At 36.0% G+C, this 16,496-nt stretch carries 19 protein-coding genes; all 19 read left to right on the top strand.

Going from position 1 to position 16,496, the window contains the following annotated elements; genetic code table 11:
* Positions 1 to 19 precede the first annotated feature (19 nt).
* The 19 genes from folE (at position 20) to NHG49_RS07790 (ending at position 16,470) form a co-directional block, all read left to right on the top strand.
* A complete protein-coding gene (gene folE, locus NHG49_RS07700) occupies positions 20 to 589 on the top strand; it encodes a GTP cyclohydrolase I FolE (RefSeq protein WP_001151478.1) in 570 nt (189 codons plus the stop codon).
* A gap of 212 nt (positions 590 to 801) precedes the next feature.
* The gene (locus NHG49_RS07705) at positions 802 to 1,551 is read left to right on the top strand and encodes a heptaprenyl diphosphate synthase component 1 (RefSeq protein WP_258125650.1); all 750 of its coding nucleotides are present in this window, start codon (positions 802 to 804) and stop codon (positions 1,549 to 1,551) included.
* A 29-nt stretch (positions 1,552 to 1,580) separates the two neighbouring features.
* Complete coding sequence (gene menG, locus NHG49_RS07710) at positions 1,581 to 2,294, top strand: 2-heptaprenyl-1,4-naphthoquinone methyltransferase (RefSeq protein WP_001187666.1); 714 nt, start codon at positions 1,581 to 1,583, stop codon at positions 2,292 to 2,294.
* A 39-nt stretch (positions 2,295 to 2,333) separates the two neighbouring features.
* Positions 2,334 to 3,296, top strand: coding sequence for a heptaprenyl diphosphate synthase component II (gene hepT, locus NHG49_RS07715; RefSeq protein WP_064476618.1), 963 nt, complete (start codon positions 2,334 to 2,336; stop codon positions 3,294 to 3,296).
* Positions 3,297 to 3,420: 124 nt separating this feature from the next.
* A complete protein-coding gene (ndk, locus tag NHG49_RS07720; RefSeq protein ID WP_000415885.1) occupies positions 3,421 to 3,867 on the top strand; it encodes a nucleoside-diphosphate kinase in 447 nt (148 codons plus the stop codon).
* Positions 3,868 to 4,140: 273 nt separating this feature from the next.
* Entirely contained in the window at positions 4,141 to 5,313 is a 1,173-nt protein-coding gene (gene aroC, locus NHG49_RS07725) for a chorismate synthase (RefSeq protein ID WP_064476617.1), read from the top strand.
* On the top strand, positions 5,313 to 6,398 hold the full coding sequence (gene aroB, locus NHG49_RS07730) for a 3-dehydroquinate synthase (RefSeq protein ID WP_064476616.1): 1,086 nt from the start codon (positions 5,313 to 5,315) through the stop codon (positions 6,396 to 6,398). The genes aroC and aroB overlap by 1 nt, the downstream gene beginning before the upstream one ends.
* A 116-nt stretch (positions 6,399 to 6,514) precedes the next feature.
* Complete coding sequence (hisC, locus tag NHG49_RS07735) at positions 6,515 to 7,627, top strand: histidinol-phosphate transaminase (protein ID WP_258125654.1); 1,113 nt, start codon at positions 6,515 to 6,517, stop codon at positions 7,625 to 7,627.
* 363 nt (positions 7,628 to 7,990) lie between these two features.
* Entirely contained in the window at positions 7,991 to 9,253 is a 1,263-nt protein-coding gene (locus NHG49_RS07740; RefSeq protein WP_064476614.1) for a tetratricopeptide repeat protein, read from the top strand.
* 73 nt (positions 9,254 to 9,326) lie between these two features.
* Positions 9,327 to 9,863, top strand: a complete 537-nt coding sequence (locus tag NHG49_RS07745; RefSeq protein WP_001095922.1) for a ReoY family proteolytic degradation factor — start codon at positions 9,327 to 9,329, stop codon at positions 9,861 to 9,863.
* Positions 9,864 to 10,017: 154 nt separating this feature from the next.
* Positions 10,018 to 10,473: a YpiF family protein gene (locus tag NHG49_RS07750; protein WP_000872168.1), complete on the top strand. Its 456-nt coding sequence runs from the start codon at positions 10,018 to 10,020 to the stop codon at positions 10,471 to 10,473.
* 143 nt (positions 10,474 to 10,616) lie between these two features.
* Entirely contained in the window at positions 10,617 to 11,129 is a 513-nt protein-coding gene (gene qcrA / locus NHG49_RS07755; protein WP_098111396.1) for a menaquinol-cytochrome c reductase iron-sulfur subunit, read from the top strand.
* On the top strand, positions 11,130 to 11,804 hold the full coding sequence (gene qcrB, locus NHG49_RS07760) for a menaquinol-cytochrome c reductase cytochrome b subunit (RefSeq protein ID WP_000932700.1): 675 nt from the start codon (positions 11,130 to 11,132) through the stop codon (positions 11,802 to 11,804). It begins immediately after the preceding gene.
* 43 nt (positions 11,805 to 11,847) lie between these two features.
* The gene (gene qcrC, locus NHG49_RS07765; RefSeq protein WP_000554600.1) at positions 11,848 to 12,615 is read left to right on the top strand and encodes a menaquinol-cytochrome c reductase cytochrome b/c subunit; all 768 of its coding nucleotides are present in this window, start codon (positions 11,848 to 11,850) and stop codon (positions 12,613 to 12,615) included.
* Between the two features lie 120 nt (positions 12,616 to 12,735).
* Complete coding sequence (gene lhaT / locus NHG49_RS07770; RefSeq protein WP_098102214.1) at positions 12,736 to 13,326, top strand: lipoprotein heptaprenylglyceryl N-acetyltransferase LhaT; 591 nt, start codon at positions 12,736 to 12,738, stop codon at positions 13,324 to 13,326.
* A gap of 25 nt (positions 13,327 to 13,351) precedes the next feature.
* Positions 13,352 to 14,038, top strand: a complete 687-nt coding sequence (gene lit / locus NHG49_RS07775) for a lipoprotein intramolecular transacylase Lit (RefSeq protein WP_000739736.1) — start codon at positions 13,352 to 13,354, stop codon at positions 14,036 to 14,038.
* Positions 14,039 to 14,145: 107 nt separating this feature from the next.
* Positions 14,146 to 14,934, top strand: coding sequence for a sporulation protein YpjB (gene ypjB / locus NHG49_RS07780; protein ID WP_258125655.1), 789 nt, complete (start codon positions 14,146 to 14,148; stop codon positions 14,932 to 14,934).
* Positions 14,935 to 15,035: 101 nt separating this feature from the next.
* Positions 15,036 to 15,719, top strand: a complete 684-nt coding sequence (locus tag NHG49_RS07785; RefSeq protein WP_073517780.1) for a zinc metallopeptidase — start codon at positions 15,036 to 15,038, stop codon at positions 15,717 to 15,719.
* A gap of 109 nt (positions 15,720 to 15,828) precedes the next feature.
* The gene (locus NHG49_RS07790) at positions 15,829 to 16,470 is read left to right on the top strand and encodes a uracil-DNA glycosylase (RefSeq protein WP_088048408.1); all 642 of its coding nucleotides are present in this window, start codon (positions 15,829 to 15,831) and stop codon (positions 16,468 to 16,470) included.
* Positions 16,471 to 16,496 lie beyond the last annotated feature (26 nt).

The raw sequence follows: 16,496 nt of genomic DNA on the forward strand, positions 1-16,496 counted from the left end.
TTTTCGGGAGGGCTAGCGGATGGCAAAAGTTAATTTAGAACAAATTGAACATGCAGTACGCCTTATTTTAGAGGCAATCGGAGATGACCCAAATCGTGAGGGAGTACTTGATACACCAAAGCGTGTGGCAAAAATGTACGCAGAAGTGTTCGCGGGTATGCATGAAGATCCGAAAGAACATTTGCATAAAGTGTTCGGAGAAGATCACGAGGAGCTTGTATTAGTAAAAGATATACCGTTTTATTCGATGTGTGAGCATCATTTAGTTCCATTCTATGGAGTTGCTCACGTTGCATATATTCCGCAAGGCGGAAAAGTGACAGGGTTAAGTAAATTAGCTCGAACTGTAGATACAATTGCACGTCGTCCACAACTGCAAGAACGTATTACATCAACAGTAGCGAACTCTATTATGGAAGTACTAGAGCCGCATGGTGTAATGGTAGTAGTAGAAGCGGAACATATGTGCATGACGATGCGTGGTGTGAAAAAGCCGGGCGCGAAAACTGTAACAACAGCAGTACGTGGTGTGTTAGAAAATGATGCAGCGGCACGTAGTGAAATTTTATCTTTTATTAAAACAAAGTAAAGAAAAGTAGGAAACTGCTTTTCTTTTTTTTTTATGTAAATAAATGATATAGTTTTAGCAAGGCAGAGTGAGAATAGAAAGACTACTAAAAAGAATGGAAGATGTTATTTAGTTCGGTGGAAGTTTGGAAAGAGTAGTCAAGTTTTGGTTATAGAAAATAGAATGTATGTGTTATAATAAATTTTATGAATTAGAAAACAAGGGTGATTTTTGTGTGTGACATCTACGGAGGGTATGCGGGTATAAGAGAGAAATTGATGGAGAAATTACGCCATCCTTATTTTATAAACTATATTGAAGAACCATTTATTGATGAAGAAAAAATAGCATTGTTATATGGTGCTTTAAAAAGTGGAAATTTACATATAGAACAAATTGAGCATTATGTAGTAACGATTATGCTTGTGCAAATTGCGCTTGATACACATGAAAGAGTATCAAATAAAGCAGGGGAAGAAGCGGTTGAATCGCATAAACGTCGCCAGTTAACAGTACTTGCTGGTGATTACTATAGTGGGTTATATTATTACTTATTGTCTATGAATCGTGATATTGTTTTAATTCGCGCGCTTGCTGAAGGAATTAAAGAAATTAATGAACACAAAATAATGTTATATCAAAAAGCGCATGAAACGATGGATGACATAATGGAAAGTGTAGTAACGATTGAGTCTGCACTCTTGCAAAAAACATGTGATCATTTTCATGTATCGCATTGGAAACCATTTATAACGTATGTACTAGGAAAAAACCGTCTTCAAAAAGAATGTGAACTGCACGCTGATAAACAACATTCACCTGTTTTTCAAGCAGTTCAAGGGATTATGAAGGATAAAGCGGAGGTAGAAACAGTTATTCATGGATGGATGATGGAACTCAGAAAGAAAGAAAATCAATATTTGGAAAACCACACAGATATAAGCGAAATAAACTCTGTGTTAAGAGATAAATCGAAGACATAAGCAATTTTACATTGGAAGAAGGTACGAGCATGCAACAATCAAAAGAAGAAAGAGTACATGATGTATTTGAGAAAATCTCTGATAAATACGATGTGATGAATTCTGTCATTAGTTTTCAAAGACATAAAGCGTGGCGTAAAGAGACGATGCGCATTATGGATGTAAAACCAGGTAGCAAAGCTCTTGATGTATGCTGCGGGACAGCGGACTGGACAATTGCGCTAGCTGGGGCGGTAGGTGAACAGGGCAAGGTTGTTGGTTTAGACTTCAGTGAAAATATGTTATCTGTCGGTAAGCAAAAGGTAGAGGCGTTACAATTAAAACAAGTAGAACTTTTACACGGGAATGCAATGGAGCTTCCATTTGAAGATAACACATTTGATTATGTAACGATTGGATTTGGTTTACGTAACGTACCGGATTATATGCACGTATTAAAAGAAATGACACGTGTAGTAAAACCAGGTGGAAAAGTAATTTGTTTAGAAACATCTCAACCAACAATGATTGGTTTTCGACAAGGGTATATTTTATACTTTAAATATATCATGCCGTTATTTGGAAAGTTATTTGCGAAAAGTTTTAAAGAATATTCATGGCTGCAAGAATCTGCTAGTACATTCCCAGGTATGAAAGAGTTGGCTCATATGTTTGAAAAAGCTGGACTTGAACATGTACAAGTGAAGCCGTTTACTTTTGGGGTAGCAGCGATGCATTTAGGTATGAAACCAGAATCAAAATAGAAAAAAAGAAAAAAGAAGTTTTAGGTTAAGGTGAACAATATGAAGTTACAACTTATGTACTCTTTTTTACGATCGGATATTAATGTGATAGAAAAAGAATTAAAAAAGACAGTTGCTTCTGAACAGCCATTGGTAGAAGAGGCGGCATTACAACTTATTGAAGCTGGTGGGAAGCGAATTCGTCCTGTATTTGTGTTGCTTGCGGGAAAATTTGGAGATTATAAGTTAGATGCAATTAAGCATGTAGCTGTTGCGTTAGAACTTATTCATATGGCTTCTCTTGTTCACGATGATGTTATTGATGCTGCATTTTTACGACGTGGTAGTGCAACTGTGAATGCGAAATGGGGAGATCGTATTGCAATGTATACAGGGGACTATTTGTTCGCTAAGTCTCTTGAATGTATTACAAATATTGAAATTCCAGAGGCGCATCAGGCGCTATCGCATACCATTTTAGAAGTGTGTAAAGGTGAAATTGAACAAATTAAAGATAAATACAATTATGACCAAAATTTACGAACGTATTTAAGAAGAATAAAGCGAAAAACAGCATTATTAATTGCTGCGAGTTGTCAACTAGGAGCGATTGCTGCTGGTGCTAATCGTGATACGGTAAATCGACTATTTTGGTATGGGTATTTTGTAGGAATGTCGTATCAAATTATTGATGATATTTTAGACTTCGTTTCCACAGAAGAGAAGCTTGGAAAACCTGCTGGCGGAGATTTACTACAAGGGAATATTACGCTTCCTGCCCTATACGCTATGGAAGATCCAGTGCTTCGTAAGAAAATCATATCTGTACATGAAAATACAACAGCGGACGAAATGAAAGAAATTATTGAGGCTGTAAAGAATAGTACCGCTATTGATCAAGCATTTGCGTTTAGTGAACGTTATTTACATAAAGCATTAGAAATTATAAAACCACTCCCACGTGGACAAGCGAAGTATGCATTACAAAATGTAGCAAAGTATATTGGAAAACGAAAATTTTAGTGTTTTTTCTAAAAAATAAAATAATCTCTCTATTTCAAAACTATTGCACAATTGTGATAAGGGTGTTAATATGTGTGTGGGGATATACAATTACATACATAATTCAGAAGTGGAGAGATTTTTTATGGAAAAAACATTTCTAATGGTAAAACCAGACGGTGTACAACGTGCCTTCATTGGGGAAATCGTAGCTCGTTTTGAGAAGAAAGGCTTTCAATTAGTTGGTGCAAAATTAATGCAAGTCACTCCGGAAATTGCTGGACAACACTATGCTGAGCACACAGAAAAACCTTTCTTTGGTGAATTAGTTGACTTTATTACATCTGGACCTGTATTCGCAATGGTATGGCAAGGTGAAGGTGTAGTAGATACAGCTCGTAACATGATGGGTAAAACAAGACCACATGAAGCAGCTCCTGGAACAATTCGTGGAGATTTCGGTGTAACTGTTGCGAAAAACATTATCCATGGTTCTGATTCGTTAGAAAGTGCAGAGCGCGAGATTGCTATTTTCTTTAAGGAAGAAGAATTAGTTGACTACTCAAAATTAATGAATGAATGGATTTACTAATTATTTTGAAATAATTTGTAAACGCTTTAATCACTGTGATAATAGTAGAAAGTGCAAGGAGAATAGGGGTATTCTTCTTGCACTTTTTTTATTTCAATTAGTTACGAAGTTAGAGCTGTTATGATATATTGATATGTAAAGTAAAAGGCCTATCGGAGAATAAGCGAATGGCTGATCAAATATATAATTTCTTTCATATTTTTAGAGTAAGGAAAGATAATATCATTGCTTAATATAGCGGGATAAATACATATACGAAAAGAGGAATAACGTATGCGATATATTACAGCTGGTGAATCTCATGGTCCACAACTTACAACGATTATAGAAGGTGTTCCGGCAGGACTGCCTTTAGTAGCGGATGATATAAATGAAGAGTTAGCTAGAAGGCAAAAGGGGTATGGGCGTGGTAGACGCATGCAAATCGAAACAGATCAAGCGCAAATTGTAAGTGGTGTTAGACATGGAGAGACATTAGGTTCTCCAATTGCACTTGTTGTTGAAAATCGTGATTTTGCACATTGGACAAAAATTATGGGCGCAGAGCCTTTAACGGAACAAGAAGAAAAAGAAATGAAAAGGAAAGTAACAAAACCAAGACCTGGACATGCTGATTTAAATGGTGCGATTAAATATGGTCATAGAGATATGAGAAATGTACTTGAGCGTTCTTCAGCACGCGAAACGACAGTGCGTGTAGCTGCTGGTTCGGTTGCTAAAAAAGTGTTAGCAGAACTTGGTATTACAGTGGCTGGCCATGTAATTGAAATTGGCGGTGTTGAGGCTCAGGAAATTACGTATAGTTCAATTGAAGAATTAAAAAGTATTACAGAAGCATCACCTGTACGTTGCTTAGATGAAGAATCAGGTAACCAAATGATGAAAGCAATTGATGATGCGAAAGCAAATGGTGATTCAATCGGTGGAATCGTTGAAGTGATTGTGGAAGGAATGCCAATTGGGATCGGTAGCTATGTGCATTATGACCGAAAACTGGATGCAAAATTAGCAGCCGCAATTATGAGCATTAATGCTTTTAAAGGCGTCGAGATTGGAATTGGTTTTGAAGCAGCACATAGACCGGGAAGTGAAGTTCATGATGAAATTCTGTGGAACGAGGAACATGGATATACACGAAGAACAAATAATGCAGGTGGATTAGAAGGCGGTATGACGACTGGAATGCCAATTGTGGTGCGAGGTGTGATGAAACCGATACCTACACTATATAAACCTCTTCAAAGTGTAGATATTGAAACGAAAGAGCCTTTTACAGCGAGCATTGAACGTTCAGATAGTTGTGCTGTGCCAGCAGCTAGTGTCGTTGCAGAAGCGGTTGTGGCTTGGGAATTAGCGACAGCTTTAATAGAACAATTCGGATTAGATCGTATGGACCTTATTCGTGAAAATATTGAGAAACATAATGAATATGCGAGGGGATTTTAATGGGAAACATACATATTCAAACGAAATCAAAAGAATATGATGTACATGTAGGAAAAGAATCGTTGTCACATTTGACAACAATCATTCAAAACATGCAGCCATCTGTATCAAATATCATGATCATTTCAGATGAAGCTGTTGCATCTTTCCATTTACAGACAGTTGTAGATGCATTGCAAATAGAGCAAAACGTATTTTCATTTGTCGTACCGAGTGGTGAAAAAGAGAAGTCTTTTGAAAATTTCTATGCGGCTCATACGTCAGCTCTTGAAAATAAATTAGATAGAAATTCTTTAATTATCGCACTTGGAGGCGGGATGATTGGAGATTTAGCTGGTTTTGTTGCTGCGTCGTTTATGCGTGGAATTCGCTTCGTTCAAGTTCCAACGACTTTATTAGCTCACGATAGCGCTGTAGGTGGGAAAGTAGCGATCAATCATCTGTTAGGTAAAAATATGATCGGTGCATTCCATCAACCGGAAGCAGTTGTATATCATACGCCGTTTTTACAGTCACTTCCTGAAAAAGAGTGGCGTTCAGGTTATGCAGAAGTGATAAAACATGCTCTTATTGGTGATGTAAAGCTGTATCATTGGCTAAAAGAAGAAGTGCAAACATTAGCGGATCTTCGTGATGAGAAGTTAATCCATATATTAACGAAGGCAATTCCTGTAAAGGCAAATATTGTATCACAAGATGAAACAGAAAAAGGTGTACGTGCCCATTTGAACTTTGGACATACGTTAGGCCATGCTCTTGAAAAAGAACTAGGATATGGAAATATTACTCACGGTGACGGAGTAGCGGTTGGAATGTTATTTGCCTTGTTTTTAAGTGAGCAAGTGTACAAAGTTGATCTTTCTTATGAAGAGATGAAGCAGTGGTTCTTAAAGTACGGCTATCCAAAAATGCCAAGTGATTTGAATGTAGAACGCCTCGTTCAATTGATGAAACAGGATAAGAAAGCGAATGCTGGAGCAATTCATATGGTGCTAATGCAGGAATATGGGGTAGTGAACGTCGTATCTATTCCAGATGAGACTGTTCATCTTGCGTTAGAGGCATTTCAAAAGGATATGGCTTAAGAGGTTGCGAAGTGCTTGTTTAGATGTATTCTCGTAATAGTGACGGTAATGATAAACGATTATAGTAAGGGATTATAACCGTATTGTAATTGAATAAAATGACTGGGGGAAGAAAAATGAGAGTGAAAGAGCAATTGTTAACTTTGAGAGCATATGTACCTGGGAAAAATATTGAAGAAGTAAAAAGGGAATATGGATTATCAAAAATTGTGAAATTAGCATCGAACGAAAATCCATTCGGTTGCTCAGCACGCGTAACAGAAGCATTAACTTCTTTAGCGAGTCAATACGCTCTTTATCCAGATGGATATGCATTTGAACTTCGGACAAAAGTAGCAGAGCAGTTAGGTGTCAAAGCAGAACAACTGTTATTTGGTAGTGGATTAGATGAAGTCATTCAAATGATTAGCCGTGCATTACTACACGAAGGAACAAATGTTGTAATGGCGAATCCAACATTCTCGCAATACCATCACCATGCTGTTATTGAAGGAGCAGAAGTTCGTGAAGTACCACTAAAAGATGGCATTCACGATTTAGATGCGATGTTACAGCAAGTAGATGATAAAACGAAGATTGTATGGATTTGTAACCCAAATAATCCGACAGGTACATATGTAGAGAAACAAAAATTACTTTCATTTTTAGAATCAATTCCTAAGTCAGCGCTCGTTATTATGGACGAAGCATACTATGAATATGCCGGAGCAGAAGACTATCCGCAAACATTACCACTTCTTGAAAAGTATGAAAATCTTATGGTTTTACGCACGTTTTCAAAAGCATATGGTTTAGCTGCTTTCCGTATCGGATATGCGGTTGGTAATGAGAAGTTAATTGGGCAACTAGAAGTAGCAAGGTTACCATTTAATACATCGACTGTAGCGCAATCTGTAGCACTCGCTGCATTAGAAGATCAAACGTTTTTACAAGAATGTGTGAAAAAGAATGAAGAAGGATTAAATCAATATTACGCATTTTGTAAGGAATATAACGTATTCTATTATCCATCTCAAACAAATTTCATTTTCTTAAAGCTCGGTGTTCCTGGTAATGAAGCTTTCGAACGATTAATGAAAAAAGGCTATATTGTTCGTTCTGGTGCTGCATTTGGTATACATGATGGTATTCGTATTACTGTAGGTTTGAAAGAAGAAAATGATGAAATTATAGAATTATTGAAAGAGCTTGTAAACGAGCAAGTAAAGAAAGAAGAAACATACTCTTAAGAGTGTGTGAAGGCTCCTATATAGGAGTCTTTTTATTTAAATAAAGATCGAAGTGGAGAAGGCCTGTAAAGCTTGATCCGTGTGTGTTAATAATTAATAAGGGAAGTTATTTGCACGGTAATGAAAGAAAACGGTACAATAGAAAGTAGTAATGCGGTATCGGTGTCATATTCGAATGTTATCAGTGAAAGTACAAGAAGAAGTATGCTCATTCTAAAGGTTGCGTTCGTACACATAGTTGCTTATGATAAAGTGACACTTTAATCAGTGAGGGGATGCTCATTCTCTCACTGATTATTAGTCCGCACCAATCGGGGGTAAATGAACAGAAAAGAATATTTTTTAGAATTAAAGGAGACGTTTATGCAAAAGTTTGAACAAGCTGTTTCATATATTGAAAATGGTGAAGCGGAAAAAGGATTACAATTATTAAAAGAGCAATTAAAAGTTGCGAATGATGAAGAGAAATATGATATTGCTCGTTACTATCATACACTTGGATTTACGGATGAAGCGTTAGCGATTACAGAAGACTTGCGTTTATTGTATCCGGAAGAAAGTGAATTCACTGTATTTTTAGCAGAATTATATATTGATCTAGACAAAGAAGATGAAGCAATTGAAGTGCTTCATGATATTCCAGAAAATGATGATTTATATGTCCAATCGTTATTACTTGTTGCAGATTTATTCCAAATGCAAGGTTTCGATGATGTAGCAGAACAAAAACTATTAAAGGCGAAAGAAATGATGCCTGACGAACCTGTTATTACGTTTGGATTAGCAGAGTTATATAGTAGTAAAGGTGAAGAACAAAAGGCAATCACTCATTATGAGTCGCTATTAGCGGAACATAAAGTAATGGGTGGAGTTGTCATTGCACTTCGCCTCGCAGAAACGTTAAGTGCGATTGGGAATTGGGAAGAAGCGATCTCTTACTACGAAGCAGGTTTAGAGGAACAAAAAGATATCCACTCATTATTTGGATATGCCTTCACATTATACCAAGGTGAAGAATACCAAAGAGCAATTGGTGCTTGGCAAGAACTAAAAGAATTAGATCCGGAGTATGCATCGCTTTACATGTATTTGGCGAAAAGCTATGAAAAAGAAGGAATGCTTCAAGAAAGCTATGAAACACTTCAAGAAGGAATTAAAGTAGATGAGCTTTCTGTACCATTTTATGTAGAATTAGCGAACATTGCGGCGAAATTAGGAAAAATAGCGGAAGCAGAGGAAGTGCTTCAAAAAGCGCTTGAGTTAGATCCAGGACATTTAGGTGCGATATTAAAATATGCGTATATCTTAAAAGAACAAGAAAAGTATGAAGAGTTAATTGCAGTTGTAGAGCGTGCGATTGATAGCGGAGAACCAGATACACAACTACTTTGGGATCTTGCGTTTGCAAAAAAACAATTAGAAATGTATTCGGATGCATTAAAACACTATGAAAGTGCATATACTTCTTTTAAGAATCATCCAGACTTCTTGGAAGAGTACGGTTATTTCTTATTGGAAGAAGGTATGCGAAAAGAGGCGAAAGAAGTATTTACTCAGTTAATACAACTAGACCCGACACAAATTCATATTGAAGAATTGTTATATAATTTAGAGGATTTTTCATAAGTTGGAAGGAAACTGAATGCCGCTTCTTGAATCTAAAAAGAAAAGAGAAAGACAGAGGAGGGACTTAATTGCTATGAATACCCCTGTTTCTGTAAACGAGAAGAAGGATTTTGTAAAATGGTTTTTGAATAATTACCAACTGAAACAGCGTGAATGCGTATGGATTTTGAATTATTTAATGAGTCATGACCAATTGATGCATAAAGTCCACTTCGTAGAGCATGCAAAATATTGTCCGCGTGGTTTAGTGATGTCCGCGAATTGTGTGAAGGACACACCATTTCACTTTTTTAAACAAAATGTTATGACAACAGATGCTGAAAAATCGTTTCATGATATTCGTTTAAATCGAGATGAAGATATTTATATTCAACTCAATTTTAAATCATCGTTTCAAAATGCCAATTATGTAGCTGTATTAGAAGAAAACCCGTATTTACCAAAGCATATTGAAGTAAATGAAAAAGATCGTTTACTTGCAGAAAGATTTTTAGAAGAAAGTGTATTTTCTTTTAGAAGAGAACGTCTTTTGAAACAAATTGATGAAGCGCTGGATAAGCAAGATAAGGAAGCGTTTCATAAGTTAACAGCTGAGTTAAAGATGTTATAGAATTCATTTGGATTCATAAAATTTTACAAATTTCAGACTTTTTAAGAAAAACTACCTTAATATAGGTAGTTTTTCTTTTTTTACCTCTTTTAGTATGGTTTAATATATATAAAGTGAAAGTTCTGTAATTTGTAGATGAAGGGAGGGAAGACATTTGAAATGGAGTGTAAAAGATGTGGAGCAGTTTGAGCAAGCAAGAGAGTATGTAGATACCGGTGTTATACCACTTTTATCAATTTCGGCAGCAAAAGAAATGAAAATGGTAGTAGAACAAGGTGAATTTATCGAATTGTTGAGTATGGAGTTGGAAAGAGAATATAAAGGAAGAGTACTTTTACTACCTGCATTTACGTATTTAGTAGAAAGTCAAAAAAATGAAAAAGGTCGTTTGCAAGAATGGACAAATCATTTGCAAAAGCAAGGTTTTAAGCATATTGCTTATGTTACAAGTGATTTTTCATGGAAAGAAGATATGCAAGAGTTACAAGGAGATTTATTTTGGTTTCCTTCATTAGCGTTAGAACAATTTAGTGATCAAGCGAAAAGAGAAGTTATTCATGCACATATAAAAAATATAATGGTGATGTTAGAAGAAAAATGGGGAAAGTAATAATAAACAGAAAGTTCTTATTATTATGAGTAGTATGATATTGACCTGTACCTAAGCGTATTATATCATGATAGTGTCCTAGTTTTTATTTTTTATATAATTTATCACGAGGGGACAATTTCTGATAGAGGGGGGAAATTTTCGTGAGCGAGAAAGAACATCGTGTATCAAGAAGACAGTTTTTAAATTACACCCTTACAGGGGTAGGAGGCTTTATGGCAGCGGGTATTTTAATGCCGATGACGCGATTTGCGCTTGATCCGGTGTTAAGAAAAGAAGCGGGAACGGATATGGTTGCTGTTGCACAAGTAAAGGATATTACAACAGAGCCGAAACGTTTCGACTTTAAGGTGAAGCAGGTTGATGGTTGGTACAAGTCCGAAGAGCCAAAATCAGCTTGGGTTCATAAAGATGAAAGCGGAGACATTATTGCGTTCTCTCCGGTATGTAAACATTTAGGGTGTACAGTTAACTGGAATTCGGACAAAGCACATCCGAATCAATTCTTTTGTCCATGTCACGGGGGCCGTTACACAAAAGACGGGATGAACATTAAAGGCACGCCGCCCCTTGCTCCGCTTGATGTATACGAGTCCAAAGTAAAAGATGGAACGCTGTATTTAGGAAAAGCGAAGCCAAAAGGGGGTGCAAAGTAGATGCTAAATAAAATTTATGATTGGGTAGATGAAAGGTTAGATATTACACCAATATGGCGTGATATCGCTGATCATGAAGTACCTGAACATGTAAACCCGGCACATCACTTTTCTGCATTCGTTTATTGCTTTGGAGGACTTACCTTTTTCGTTACTGTAATTCAAATTTTATCAGGAATGTTTTTGACGATGTATTATGTGCCTGATATTAAAAATGCTTGGGAATCGGTTTATTATTTACAAAATGAAGTTGCATATGGGCAAATTGTTCGTGGGATGCACCACTGGGGCGCTAGTCTCGTCATTGTAATGATGTTTTTACATACACTTAGAGTTTTCTTCCAGGGTGCGTATAAAAAGCCTCGTGAGTTAAACTGGATTGTTGGTGTTCTTATTTTCTTTGTTATGTTAGGTCTTGGTTTTACCGGATATTTACTACCGTGGGATATGAAAGCATTATTTGCTACGAAAGTAGGGATTCAAATTGCAGAGCAAACGCCACTCATTGGTCCTTATATTAAAACATTACTCGCTGGTCATTCCGAAATTGTTGGCGCTCAAACATTAACTCGCTTCTTTGCTATTCACGTCTTCTTCTTACCAGCAGCACTTCTAGGTTTAATGGCCTTCCACTTCATCATGATTCGCAAACAAGGTATTTCCGGTCCGCTATAAGAGATTGCTAAATTAAAGGGGAAAGAACTAAAGGAGGGAGATTATGCATCGCGGCAAAGGGATGAAGTTTGTAGGAGATTCTCGGGTACCAGTAGCTAGGAAACCAAATATTCCGAAAGACTATTCTGAATACCCAGGAAAAACAGAAGCGTTTTGGCCGAACTTCTTGTTAAAAGAATGGATGGTTGGTGCAGTTTTTTTAATCGGTTATTTATGTTTAACAGTGGCGCATCCGTCACCACTTGAGAGAATGGCGGATCCAACTGATGCCGGATATATACCACTTCCAGATTGGTATTTCTTATTCTTGTATCAGTTATTAAAGTATTCTTATGCTTCTGGTTCATTTACTGTAATTGGAGCGTTTATTATGCCAGGGATTGCGTTTGGCGCATTACTATTAGCTCCATTTCTTGATCGAGGACCAGAAAGACGCCCGTTAAAGCGTCCTGTAGCAACTGGATTTATGCTTTTAGCCATTGCATCAATTATCTTTTTAACTTGGGAATCTGTAGCACACCACGACTGGGAAGCTGCAAAAAAACAAGGAGCAATTGTAAAAACAGCACCAGTTGATAAAAATGATGACGGCTATAAATTAATGCAAAAAAATACTTGTTTAACGTGTCACGGTGACAATTTACAAGGCGGGGCAGCAGCACCGGCACTGCAAAATTTAACTTTAAAGCCAGAAGAAATTGCTAAAATTGCGAAAGATGGAAAAGGTTCAATGCCTAAAGGCGTATTTAAAGGTACGGATGAGGAATTGAAGAAGCTTTCGGAATTCATTGCTAAGTATAATAAAAAATAATAAAAAGCTGACTACAAAATTTGTAGTCAGCTTTTTATTTTGATGAAAGAAAGTTTACTATATAATAGAGTAGAGTTTGAGGAAAGAATGACTTTGTTTGAAAGGTGTTGGACATGCAGCTTGGTTTATTTGTATGCAATGTTAAGACAACGCTCTGTATTATTATTTTTATTAGTTGTTAACATATTAGGTACAATATACGGATTTATATGGTATGGAAATCAATTAAAAGAGACCTCACCTATATTTTGGCCGTTTGTACCTGATAGCCCGATGGCGAGTCTCTTTTTTGTCTTTGTTTTAATTGCTTTTTTAAGAAAGAGAAATTGGGGGTTAATAGAGGCGTTAGCGATTGTTACTTTAATAAAATATGGTATATGGGCTGTTGTTGTAAATGCAATTATGATCTATGTAAAAGGTCCCATTGGTCTTATCGGATATCTGTTAATGTTTTCGCATTTTGCGATGGCAGTACAAGGATTGTTATATGCACCGTTTTACCGTATAGAAAAATGGCATTTTGCGGTAGCGGCTATATGGACATTACATAATGATGCAATTGATTATTTATTTTGGCAAATGCCGAGATATGGAATTATGCATTTGTTTGTAGAAGAAATTGGTTACTTTACGTTTTGGCTAAGTATCACCACACTATGTATTACATATTATTATTGCTTGCGTGAGAATCGAAAACAGTTTTCTTTATGATTGTTAGAACATGTAGGGGGAGAAAATGAAGAAAAATAAGAGTGGTACAAAAATATTGGATCGATTGATTACTATAGTTGTTTCATATAGCATAGCATTTTCTATATTTGCACTCGCAACAACGGCGGTTGTATACGGAAAATGGCTATATTATTTTGAAATTGATTTTTTAAACATTCCAGATTTAGCGGATATGACGAAGGATGATATTAAAAGAAATTATGATGTGCTTATTACATATTTATCGCCGTTTTATGATGGAGCATTGCAGTTGCCAACATTAGATATGTCTACAAATGGCCGTATTCATTTTGTAGATGTTAAAAATATTTTAGTAAAGATTCAATATGTAATGTATGCGACAATTATGATTGCAATAATAGGCGGCATTTATTTATTAAAAAAGAAAAATGAAAAGTTTTTACTGCACGGATCAATTTTAACAATTATCTTACCGATCGCGCTCATGTTACCGATCGCTATTAATTTTGAAAAGAGTTTTGTATTATTCCATAAGCTTTTATTCAGTAATGATTATTGGATGTTTGATATTGAAACGGATCCAATTATATTAATGCTACCAGAAGAATTCTTTATGCATGCTGCGTGTGCAATTTTATTATTTATTTTATGCGGCAGCATACTTTGTTACAGCTTGTATAGATATTTCGTAAAAAAGAAAAGGATTTCAAAGGAAAAATTCTCTGTTTAAAGAGAATTTTTTTGTTTGTAAAACGATAATATATTTTTCGGTCCAGTACTGTTCTATTCTTGTCCAAATTAACATATTTTGTACTAGTAGTTATAGGGGGGACCGTGATGAAGAGAACATTAATTGGATTAATAGTATTTCTAATTATAATGTTTCCGTTACGTATATATGCTGAAGAGTGGAGTGAACTAACAGGGTTGTTAGACGACTCATTACAATTAGTGAAGCGTAATGAAGATGAAAAAGCAGTACAAGTATTACAACATTTCTCCGAGCAGTTTGTTATAAAGGGGAATGAAAAGAAGCAAGAAGTAACGCCAGATCAAGTTAGAGTTATTTCTTTAGCTTACGACAAGGCGAAACAATCTCTCTCGGAAACAGATTTAGGTAAACAAGTTAAAATTGATAATGTGTTAGCCCTGCAGCTCGCTGTTGATGCGCAAGTGTCGAAATATCAACCACTTTGGATGGAAAGAGAAAGAAAAGTAATGGGTGCCTTTTCTCAAATGGAAAAAGCGATGAAAAAAGAAGATACGGGACAGTTTCAACAAACGTTAAACACATTTTTACATGAATTTAATATTATTTATCCAAGCTTAATGATCGCCCTGCCAGAAAATGAAGTGCAGCGTGTAAATGCCCATTTATCTTATTTGGATGAATTTCGTAACGTTATGTTAAATACGAAAGGGGGGCAACTGCAAGTAGGAATCATTAAAGGGGATTTGCAAAAAATATTTCACACAGTAAAAAAAGATGAAATTGCACCCTCTCTCATTTGGTTTATGACAATTACTGGAGGTCTTATTTTATTCACATTAACTTATGTTGGATGGAGAAAGTATAAAGGAGAGAGAGAAAAAAGAAAAAGTAATGTACACTCTAAGAATAGATAATGCAATAAATAAAGATATGGATTGTAAGGTTTATTCATTGACAATGATGACAGAAGAAAATAGAATGAGAAGTACTATAATTAAAACTTCAATGGAGGTTCATGATGTTTTATTTAATTTACTTCGCGATCATAATGATCATACCGTTGTATGCACAGTCAAGAGTACGTAGTGCTTATAGCAAGTATTCACAAGTTTATTCAACATCAGGTATGACAGGAGCGGAAGTGGCTCGAAAGATTTTAGATGAAAATGGATTATACAACGTAGCTGTAGAAGAAACACCAGGTCATTTATCAGACCATTATGATCCAACTGCCAAAACAGTTCGATTATCAACAGATAACTATTACGGTCATTCAGTTGCTGGTACAGCAGTGGCAGCACACGAAGTAGGACACGCAATTCAAGATGCAAAAGATTATAACTTTATGCGTATTCGTCATTCGTTAGTGCCTGTGGCGAATTTTGGATCGAATATATCATGGGTATTTATTATGATTGGTATATTTGCGACAATGTCAAAACTATTGTTATTAGGAATTATTTTAATGGCAGCAGGTGTTGTGTTCCAACTCGTTACATTACCAGTTGAGTTTGATGCATCAAAGCGTGCAATGCAACAAATTGAAGCGTTAGGTATCGTATCAACAGATGAATATGGCCAAGCTCGTAAAGTATTAAATGCGGCGGCATTAACATATGTAGCGGCTGCAGCTGTAGCGGTATTTGAATTATTACGTCTCGTATTAATGTATACTGGTATGCAGCGTAGCGACGACTAAAGACTATCAATTTTGATAGTCTTTTTTGTTTTGTGGATTGAATTATATAATGTATTGCAAATAGAAATAATAGAAGGAATAGAAATAATGCGGAAAGGCGGTGGGGGAAGTGAAATATCCAAGTCATATAGTAAAACAAGTGAAAGAACAAAGCGCTTCTTATCAGTTAGAAGGCTTTTTAAGTGGACAAGGTCCTGAAAATCCAAAATTTATGCTGTTAGGAGAAGCGCCTGGTGAAACAGAAATTCATAATGGGATTCCGTTTAGCGGGAGAGCGGGAAAACAATTAATGGTTTTTTTAGAACGGATTCACGTTACAAGGGAAGAAGTATATATTACGAGCGCTGTTCGGAGTAGACCTTATAAGTGGCGAGAGAAAAGAGAACGAAATGGTGAAATCATACAGAAAAAGTATAATAGAACGCCAAATCAAGGAGAAATACTTGCCCATGCACCTTTGTTAGATTATGAATTAGAGAAAATAAACCCGAATCTTATCGTCACACTTGGAAATATCGGCCTTCAACGTTTAACAGGAAAAAATAAAAAAATAACTGATGTGCACGGACAATTATTAAAACAGCCTATTCAAAAAGTAAAGGATATGCAAAGTGCAGAGTTTACATGGTCAGAGAAAGAATATCATATTTTCCCGACTTTTCATCCTGCGTCCATTTTTTATAATCGGAGTTTATTGGAGCTTATTTATGAGGATTTAGAGAAACTTAAAAAACATGTAATAAAAAACTAGAAAAGCTAGAGAGCTTTTCTAGTTGC

The organism is Bacillus sp. IBL03825 (assembly GCF_024712505.1).
GTDB classification, from domain to species: Bacteria; Bacillota; Bacilli; order Bacillales; family Bacillaceae_G; genus Bacillus_A; species Bacillus_A wiedmannii.

Coding starts and splice junctions, on each gene's coding strand:
- folE (WP_001151478.1), top strand. CDS start 20: ATGGCAAAAGTTAATTTAGAACAAATTGAACATGCAGTACGCCTTATT.
- menG (WP_001187666.1), top strand. CDS start 1,581: ATGCAACAATCAAAAGAAGAAAGAGTACATGATGTATTTGAGAAAATC.
- hepT (WP_064476618.1), top strand. CDS start 2,334: ATGAAGTTACAACTTATGTACTCTTTTTTACGATCGGATATTAATGTG.
- ndk (WP_000415885.1), top strand. CDS start 3,421: ATGGAAAAAACATTTCTAATGGTAAAACCAGACGGTGTACAACGTGCC.
- aroC (WP_064476617.1), top strand. CDS start 4,141: ATGCGATATATTACAGCTGGTGAATCTCATGGTCCACAACTTACAACG.
- aroB (WP_064476616.1), top strand. CDS start 5,313: ATGGGAAACATACATATTCAAACGAAATCAAAAGAATATGATGTACAT.
- hisC (WP_258125654.1), top strand. CDS start 6,515: ATGAGAGTGAAAGAGCAATTGTTAACTTTGAGAGCATATGTACCTGGG.
- NHG49_RS07740 (WP_064476614.1), top strand. CDS start 7,991: ATGCAAAAGTTTGAACAAGCTGTTTCATATATTGAAAATGGTGAAGCG.
- NHG49_RS07745 (WP_001095922.1), top strand. CDS start 9,327: ATGAATACCCCTGTTTCTGTAAACGAGAAGAAGGATTTTGTAAAATGG.
- qcrB (WP_000932700.1), top strand. CDS start 11,130: ATGCTAAATAAAATTTATGATTGGGTAGATGAAAGGTTAGATATTACA.
- qcrC (WP_000554600.1), top strand. CDS start 11,848: ATGCATCGCGGCAAAGGGATGAAGTTTGTAGGAGATTCTCGGGTACCA.
- lit (WP_000739736.1), top strand. CDS start 13,352: ATGAAGAAAAATAAGAGTGGTACAAAAATATTGGATCGATTGATTACT.
- ypjB (WP_258125655.1), top strand. CDS start 14,146: ATGAAGAGAACATTAATTGGATTAATAGTATTTCTAATTATAATGTTT.
- NHG49_RS07785 (WP_073517780.1), top strand. CDS start 15,036: ATGATGTTTTATTTAATTTACTTCGCGATCATAATGATCATACCGTTG.